Raw genomic sequence first — 1230 nt, forward strand, 5'->3', positions numbered from 1 at the left:
ATTTAGGCAATATACAGTCATTGCGATATACACTTGATTATGTACGCCTTGTTCGCTCTGCGCGTAGAACTTTTTGATGTTCAGGTGCTGCTTCAGCCATTTAAAAAATAGCTCGATTGCCCAGCGCGACTTATATAACTCAGCGATTTCGTCAGCGCTTAAATCAAATCGATTTGTGATCAGATGCAGTTCGTTTCCTTTTGAATCGAGCACTTTGATGAGGCGAAAAGCGTTTTCTGCACGGTTTTGTGGTGTACCAATCAAAACCATTTCATCTGAAAACACAAGCGAGTCTTCAGGCAGTTTAAATGGCTCGATTACACGAATGACAGCGTTTTTTCGTAAGCGTGACACAAAGAAATACCCATCGTCTGTCATGCGGTCAAATCGTTCATAATCCAAGTAACCCCGGTCAAAGACGTACATGCATTCTTTGTCGTCAACGAGTACTTCCAGCTGACCACGATCATGTTCTTTCGCGTTTGTCAGCACCGCTTTATCTGGATAGGAACAGCCTTTTTCTGCGTAAACAAGACGTAAATGAAGCTTGATGCCCGACTTTGTTTTACGGAATTCAGCCCACTTATGGTTTTTCAAGTTCAATGGCAACGTACTCGAGTCGATAATTTTCAGTGGTGTTGTCGTTTCTCGGCGCTGCTCATAATGTGATTTCTCGTGAATTTGGGCAACTAAATCCAAAAATACCTGTTGGAACACTTCAGTCGGCACTTGATTTAATCGGCGTCCGAGCTGCGAAAAGCTAATCGCTTCTAAATGCGTCGCTTTTTGAAGGTCGTCAGAAAATAATGTCTCACTGACTGCACGCAGACTCTCGGTTTCATTGAGCTGAGCGAATACGAACAATTTCAAGAATGACGCAATATGTAGCTTCTTTGTATAGTAATTTAATTGATAGCTTTCAACTAATTCCTCGAGTTTTGTGGAGAAAATCGGTGAAAACCATTGTTCAAATGATGTTTTTCGTGTAAACTTATCCATGCTTATTGTCCTTTACTTTGGATTTGGATGGTTTATTACCGCCCTACCATTATAAAGGCTTTTTTTATGCAAAGATAAAATTACTGAAAATTTAGATTTTTATAAATCGTTGAATTATTTTAATGCGACACTAGTGACATAAAATCTATAACACATTCCTCAAATTGCTTTTCATATAGCTTTGCTCCATAGTGCCTTTTAGGATGAGGAGTGTTTTTCGCATTATGACAT

1 protein-coding gene is annotated in these 1230 nt (G+C 39.5%); it reads right to left on the bottom strand.

Features of this window, described 5'->3' with window-relative positions; all coding sequences use genetic code 11:
• The coding region (locus tag ACMX2H_RS18915; protein ID WP_414962821.1) for an IS4-like element IS4Bsu1 family transposase at nucleotides 1–999 on the bottom strand (999 nt) is incomplete at its 3' end.
• Nucleotides 1000–1230: the final 231 nt, after the last annotated feature.

The organism is Arthrobacter sulfonylureivorans, assembly GCF_047607445.1.
GTDB classification, from domain to species: domain Bacteria; phylum Actinomycetota; class Actinomycetes; order Actinomycetales; family Micrococcaceae; genus Crystallibacter; species Crystallibacter sulfonylureivorans_A.